Raw genomic sequence first — 6,017 nt, 5'->3', positions numbered from 1 at the left:
GCCCGCTCGCGGGGCGCGAACAGGTCGGCGATGATGGCGAAGGCGGTGGTGAACAGCGCCCCGCCCCCCACGCCCTGGACGGCGCGGAAGATGATCAGCTGGGTCATGCCGCCGCCGAGCAGAGGCAGGTCGCCGAACTCTCCCGCCAGGCCCGCCAGCCAGGAGCCGGCCAGGAAGATGCCGATGCCGATCAGCAGGATGGGCTTGCGGCCGTAGAGGTCCCCCAGCTTGCCCCAGATCGGCACCATGACCGTGGAGGCCAGAAGATAGGCGGTGGTGGCCCAGGCGTAGAGGTGCAGGCCCGAGAGCTCGGCGATGATCCGGGGCATGGCCGTGCCGACGATCGTCTGGCTCATGGCCGACAGCAGGAACACGATCATGACCGAGATGAGCGTCAGCCGGCGCTCGTCGTCACTATAGACGTGAGGTTCGTTCAAGGCCGTTTCCCGACGGCGAACGGGCCGCCCCTAATGATCTTTTTCTATTTTCGCAACGTCCGGGGGCGGACGGAAATGCGGCCGCCCCCTTGTCTGGACCTTACGGAACGCTCTGGGAATTATCCATCGCAGCCTGGGCCTTTCGCTGCTGGGCGCGGCGCGACGCCATGTTCAGCGCTTCCACCAGCCCCGAGAAGGCCATGGCCGCGTAGATGTAGCCCTTCGGCACGTGCACCCCGAAACCATCGGCGATCAGGGTCGCCCCGATCATCAGCAGGAAGCCCAGGGCCAGCATCACGACGGTGGGGTTGTCGTTGATGAACTTGGCCAGGGGCTCGGCGGCCACCAGCATCACCACCACGGCGAACACCACGGCGATCACCATGATCGGCAGGTGATCGGTCATGCCCACCGCCGTCAGGATCGAATCGATGGAGAAGACCATGTCCAGCAGCAGGATCTGAACGATCGCGGCGCCGAAGTTCATGGTCACGCCCGCCGCCATGACGCCGTCCTTGTCGAGGAGGTTGGGGCTGGGCGTCGGGTCCATGGTGTGGTGGACCTCGGTCGTGGCCTTCCAGACCAGGAACAGGCCGCCGGCGATCAGGATCAGGTCGCGCCAGGAGAAGGCCAGCTCGAACATGGCCTTGCCATCTTCGCCGATCGGTCCGGTCCAGGGCAGTTCGAACACCGTGGCGGTGAGGCCGACGATGAAGGCGATGGTGGAGAGCAGCGCCAGCCGCATGATCAGGGCCAGGGCGATGCCAAGTCGGCGGGCCTTGGCCTGTTGTTCCAGCGGCAGCTTGTTCGACAGGATGGAGATGAACACCAGGTTGTCGATGCCGAGAACCACCTCCATGACGACGAGGGTGATCAAGGCGGCCCAGGCGGCCGGATCGGCGGCCAGGGTCATAAGGCTATCCATGAGGGTCCTCGAAAGATGAACGTTCCCGAACTTCTAGCCTATCCGTGGCCCTCGACTACTGCGAATGGTTCTCAAAATCCGGTGGGAAATCTGAGTCGCCCCCAGCGGCATGCCCACGGCGCCGCTTTTGCGGGCGCCGGACGACCCTGACGAAGGCGAAATGCCGGTCGATGCCCGAAATGTGACCCGTCACGAGGTCCCGCGTCTCTTCTTGGGGCGGCGCGTCGCAACCGGCGTCGAGGTCTTGGGAGACGGCGCGTTCGTCTGTTTCGGTTTGTTTCATCCGCCGGCTTCGAAAGCAGTATCCAGAAAAAATACAGTATCTAAGAGTGTAGGTGGCGCGGGTCGCCAGCTTAATAACGGAGCGCAAGGCCAAAAATCGGGATTAGTTTCCCTAACTTTAACCTTTTGACTTCATCGTTGCATAGTCAATCTTGCCCTTAGGCCGTGTGACGGACGGGTGAAGCTATGGAATTTCCTGTGGGAGACTCGGCGACCTTCCGCCGCACGCGTGGAAAAGCTCTTTGCTTTCGCGCCGCGGGTGAGTATCCCTAATCGCAGTTCGCGTGGGGAGTTCCTCTTAACATGCTGAAACGGACCAGAACCGTCCTGGGTTCCCTGGCCGCCATAGCGGTTTTGACGCTCGCGCCTGTTGGCGCGGTGGCTGACACCTACTGGCAGTGCGTGCCCTTCGCCCGCCTGATCTCCGGCGTCCAGATCTTTGGCGACGCCTGGACCTGGTGGAAGCAGGCCGCCGGCAAGTACGAGACGGGTTTCTCTCCCAAGGCCGGCGCGGTTCTCTGCTTCAAGCCCAACGGCAAGATGCAGCTCGGCCACGTGGCCGTGGTCAGCCAGGTGCTCACCGACCGGGTCATCCAGATCACCCACGCCAACTGGTCGCGCATCGGCGGGACTCGGGGCCAGGTCGAAAAGGACGTCACCGTGATCGACGTCTCGCCGGCCGGCGACTGGTCCCAGGTCAAGGTCTGGTACGATCCCATCCGCGACCTCGGCTCGACCACCTACCCCACCCACGGCTTCATCTACCAGGACACCCACGCCCAGCGCGTGGCCAATTCCGGTCTGAACGCCGCCGGCAACACCGCCGTCGCCATGGCCCAGGGCGCCGCCACCCAGATGGCCCAGGCCGTCCGTCCCGGCGCCGGTCCTTTCTCGATGCTCAGCCAGGCGGCCGACTCCACCGACAAGATCGCCGCCCTGATCATGGCCGCGACCCAAGGCTCGTCCGAAGCCAAATAGGCTGATGCTGAACCTGATCCGCCGTAGCGTTTCGGCCTCCACGACCGAGACGCCCGGCGAGAACTGGGTCCTGCCCGCCGACGCCATCTGGATCGACCTGCTTAACCCCACTCGCGAGGAGGAGCTGGCGGTCGAGCGCGTGCTTGGGGTCGATCTCCCCACCCGGGAGGAGATGGCGCAGATCGAGCCCTCGTCACGCCTCTATCAGGAAGACAAGGCCACCTTCCTCACCGCCACCCTGCTGGCCCACAGCCAGGGCGACCACCCGACCTCAGCGCCCGTGACCTTCGTGCTCGCCCGCGGGGTCCTGGTGACCATCCGCTATGTGGACTTCAAGGCCTTCACTGTCTTCACTGTGCGCGCCGCCGACAACCCCGACCTCACCAACGGGGCCGAGGTGATGCTGGAGCTGCTGGACGCCATTGTCGAGCGCCTGGCCTATGTGCTGGAGGCTGGCTCCACGGCGGTGCAGGAAAGCTCCAACGCCATCTTCGATCGTCCCCACGGCGGGGCCTTCGAACCTCTGCTGACGGGCCTGGCCCGCACCCAGTCGGTGGTGGCCATGGCCCGCACCAGCCTGGTCAGCCTGGGCCGTCTGACCAGCTTCGCCGGTCTCGCCCCGGAAATCGCCGCCGCCCCGGCCCCCCGCGCCCACCTCACCTCGGTGCAGCACGACATCGGCTCGCTCAACGAGCATGCGGGATCCCTGGCCTCCCAGATCGCCTTCCTGCTGGACGCGGCGCTCGGACTGATCAACATCGAGCAGAACGGCATCATCAAGTTCTTCTCCGTGGTCTCCGTGGCCCTCATGCCACCGACCCTCGTGGCCTCGATCTACGGCATGAACTTCCATCACATGCCCGAGCTGTCCTGGAGTTTCGGCTACCCTATGGCCCTGGTCCTGATGGTGATCGCCGGCGTCGGCCCCTTCCTGTGGTTCAAGAAAAAGCGCTGGCTTTGACGCGATGACGCCGCCGCGCGACCCTGCGGCGCATTGACGCAACGGTTCCTTAAACGCGAAGAGGGAAGATTGCGGATACAGGAATTTCCGCGCCCCCATGCCGCCCGCCGTCCTCGTCCTCAGACCGCTCGATCTCGATGGCCTGCGCCTGGCGCTGGACAAGCACCGGCGATTCCTCGAGGGCCGTAGCGGCGGCCGCCGCGCCAACCTGGCCTATGTCGACCTCACCAACCGGCAGCTCGACGGGCTGGACCTGCGCGAGGCCGACCTGACGGGCGCCCGGCTCAACGGCGCCTCCCTGGTGGGGACCCAGCTTGCGGGCGCGGTGCTGTTCGGGGCCGACCTGCGTGACACCGACCTGCGGCGGGCCGACCTCTCCAAGGCCGATCTGCGGGGCGCCTGCCTGCGCGGCGCCAATCTCGCCCACGCCGACCTCTCGGGCTGTGACCTGCGGGAGGGCCGCATCGCCCTCCAGGACAGGGCCGAGGGCTTCCGCATCCTGCAGCACGAGGAGCGGCCGGGCGAGCTGAGCTTCGCGGTGCTGTCGGGCGCCAACCTGGCCGGGGCCCACATGCACGGGCTGTCGGCCATGGCCGCCGACTTCACCGACGCCGATCTCTCGGGCGCCACGTTGGGCGGCGCCAAGCTGATCAAGGCGGTGATGGACGGGGCCAACCTCACCGGCGCGGACCTGGCGGGCGCCGATCTGTCGGGCGCCTCGCTCAAGCGGGCCATCATGGTCGGCTGCGACATCGGCTTCGCCAACATCGACAACGCCGACCTCACCGGGGTGCTGAAGGCGCCGGCGGTGGCGGTCTATATCGACGACAAGCCCCTGGAGACGGTCCTGGCCGCCCACGAGGCCTTCTGCGACTCCGCCGGCGAGCGCGGCAAGCCCGTCCGCCTGCCCGACACCGACTTCCGCTCCGTGACCGGCGGCTTGAAGGGGCGCAGGCTCAGCGGGCTCTCAGCCCCCAACTCGATCTTCTTCGGCATGGATCTGCAGGGGGTCCAGCTCCAGGGCGCCGACCTCTCGGCCTGCGACCTGCGCGGGGCGAACCTCAGGATGGCCGACCTGCGCGGGGCCCGGCTCACCGACGCCCTGCTGACGCGGGCCAACCTGCGCGGCGCCAAGCTGGGACCGCTCTCCATCAACGACGGCCGCATGGTGCGCACCGACCTGTCGCGCGCCATCCTGCGCGGCGCCGACTTCACCGGCGCCTCGGCCCCCCGCGCCCGCTTCCTGGAAGCCGACCTGGCCGGCGCCAAGCTCGACGGCTGCAACCTGCGGGGCGCTGAGCTGGAGGCCTAGCCGCTACATCCCGTGCTTCAGGGGCTGCAGATCCTGGAACACCGGGTCGCGCTTCTCGGCCTTGGCGGTGAAGGCCTCGCCCATATGGGCGCCGGAGAACATGCCGGTCTGCCAGACGGCGATATAGTCCAGGCCGTCCTTGAGGGTGTGGTCGCGGGCGTAGTTGATCATCACCTTCGAGCCCGTCACGGCCAGGGGCGCCTTGGAGGCGATCTCGCGGGCCGTCACCAGGGCGTGGTCGACGCAGGCCCCGTGGGTCGGGAACACCTCGTTGACCCAGCCGATCTCCTTGGCCTTCTGGGCGGGCATGCGGCGGCCGGTATAGGCCATCTCGCGCACCCAGCCCTCGGGGATCAGCTTGCAGAGCCTGGGGAAGGTGCCGACATCGGCGGTCATGCCGATATTGATCTCCTGGATGCAGAAGAAGGCGTCCTCGGTGGCGTAGCGGATGTCGCAGGCGCTGGTCATGTCGACCGCCCCCCCGATGCAGCCGCCCTGGATCGCCACGATCACCGGGATCCGCGCATCGTCCAGGCAGCCGAAGCAGTCCTGCAGCCACAGGATATGATGCCGCTGCTGCTCGGCGTTGATGTGCCTGTCCTGCACTTGGTTGGCCGAGGTCGAACCCCCGCCGCCGAACACCGCCAGGTCCATGCCCGCCGAGAAGTGCTTGCCCGTGGAGCTGATGACGATGCAGCGGGCCCGGGCGTTGTGGTCGATGTCCTTCACGATCACCGGCAGCTCGTTCCAGAACTCCCGGCTCATGGAGTTCATGGCCTCCGGGCGCTTGAGCTGGATATGGGCGACCCCGCCCTCGATGGTGACGTTGAAGCAGGCGAATTGCGCGGTGGTGACGTCGGTCATGGTGTTTCCTCTCGTTGGAAACATCATCGGCCCCTGACGCGGTGGAAGGCAAACCCCCGCTCATCCCGGCGACCCGAAGGGCGGCGCGAAGCAGTCAAGGCCGGGACCCAGCTTCAACTCCGGCTTTCGATAATGACCCGCGTGCGTGTGGTTCGTGTTGTTCGTGGTCCCCCCTCTTCCCGCCCCGAGGCCGCCGAGATACAAAAGATTTTCCACGAACCACACCAACCACACCAAAGGTGGCCGACGGGTGGGGGG

The 6,017-nt window shown here is 66.5% G+C and carries 6 protein-coding genes; 3 read left to right on the top strand and 3 right to left on the bottom strand.

The window, feature by feature from the left end; translation table 11 throughout:
• Both RMO97_RS13105 and RMO97_RS13100 read right to left on the bottom strand, forming a co-directional pair.
• Nucleotides 1-437, bottom strand: a 437-nt coding sequence (locus tag RMO97_RS13105; RefSeq protein ID WP_310541500.1) for an MFS transporter, incomplete at its 3' end; no start/stop codon positions are given.
• A 100-nt stretch (nt 438-537) separates the two neighbouring features.
• Nucleotides 538-1,362 (bottom strand): TerC family protein, encoded by an 825-nt coding sequence (locus RMO97_RS13100; protein ID WP_305336665.1) that lies wholly within the window; start codon nt 1,360-1,362, stop codon nt 538-540.
• Nucleotides 1,363-1,947: 585 nt separating this feature from the next.
• Here RMO97_RS13100 and RMO97_RS13095 point away from each other — a divergent pair.
• From RMO97_RS13095 to RMO97_RS13085, 3 genes are all read left to right on the top strand, one after another.
• Complete coding sequence (locus RMO97_RS13095) at nt 1,948-2,622, top strand: CHAP domain-containing protein (protein WP_304775268.1); 675 nt, start codon at nt 1,948-1,950, stop codon at nt 2,620-2,622.
• A gap of 4 nt (nt 2,623-2,626) precedes the next feature.
• Nucleotides 2,627-3,583, top strand: a complete 957-nt coding sequence (locus tag RMO97_RS13090; RefSeq protein WP_310541499.1) for a magnesium transporter CorA family protein — start codon at nt 2,627-2,629, stop codon at nt 3,581-3,583.
• A 97-nt stretch (nt 3,584-3,680) separates the two neighbouring features.
• Nucleotides 3,681-4,895: a pentapeptide repeat-containing protein gene (locus RMO97_RS13085; protein ID WP_310541498.1), complete on the top strand. Its 1,215-nt coding sequence runs from the start codon at nt 3,681-3,683 to the stop codon at nt 4,893-4,895.
• A gap of 3 nt (nt 4,896-4,898) precedes the next feature.
• On the opposite strand, the gene RMO97_RS13080 is transcribed toward RMO97_RS13085, so the two are convergent.
• Nucleotides 4,899-5,759 (bottom strand): crotonase/enoyl-CoA hydratase family protein, encoded by an 861-nt coding sequence (locus RMO97_RS13080; protein WP_310541497.1) that lies wholly within the window; start codon nt 5,757-5,759, stop codon nt 4,899-4,901.
• Nucleotides 5,760-6,017: the final 258 nt, after the last annotated feature.

It is taken from the genome of Phenylobacterium sp. (assembly GCF_031425575.1).
In the GTDB taxonomy this organism is placed as follows: Bacteria; Pseudomonadota; Alphaproteobacteria; order Caulobacterales; family Caulobacteraceae; genus Phenylobacterium.
Note: the sequence above shows the minus strand (reverse complement) of the source record. Positions and strands in the feature narration are given on the sequence as shown.

Bases quoted from the DNA above. Each gene is read 5' to 3' on its own strand.
- RMO97_RS13090 (WP_310541499.1), top strand. From the start codon at position 2,627: ATGCTGAACCTGATCCGCCGTAGCGTTTCGGCCTCCACGACCGAGACG.
- RMO97_RS13095 (WP_304775268.1), top strand. From the start codon at position 1,948: ATGCTGAAACGGACCAGAACCGTCCTGGGTTCCCTGGCCGCCATAGCG.
- RMO97_RS13080 (WP_310541497.1), bottom strand. From the start codon at position 5,759: ATGACCGACGTCACCACCGCGCAATTCGCCTGCTTCAACGTCACCATC.
- RMO97_RS13100 (WP_305336665.1), bottom strand. From the start codon at position 1,362: ATGGATAGCCTTATGACCCTGGCCGCCGATCCGGCCGCCTGGGCCGCC.
- RMO97_RS13085 (WP_310541498.1), top strand. From the start codon at position 3,681: ATGCCGCCCGCCGTCCTCGTCCTCAGACCGCTCGATCTCGATGGCCTG.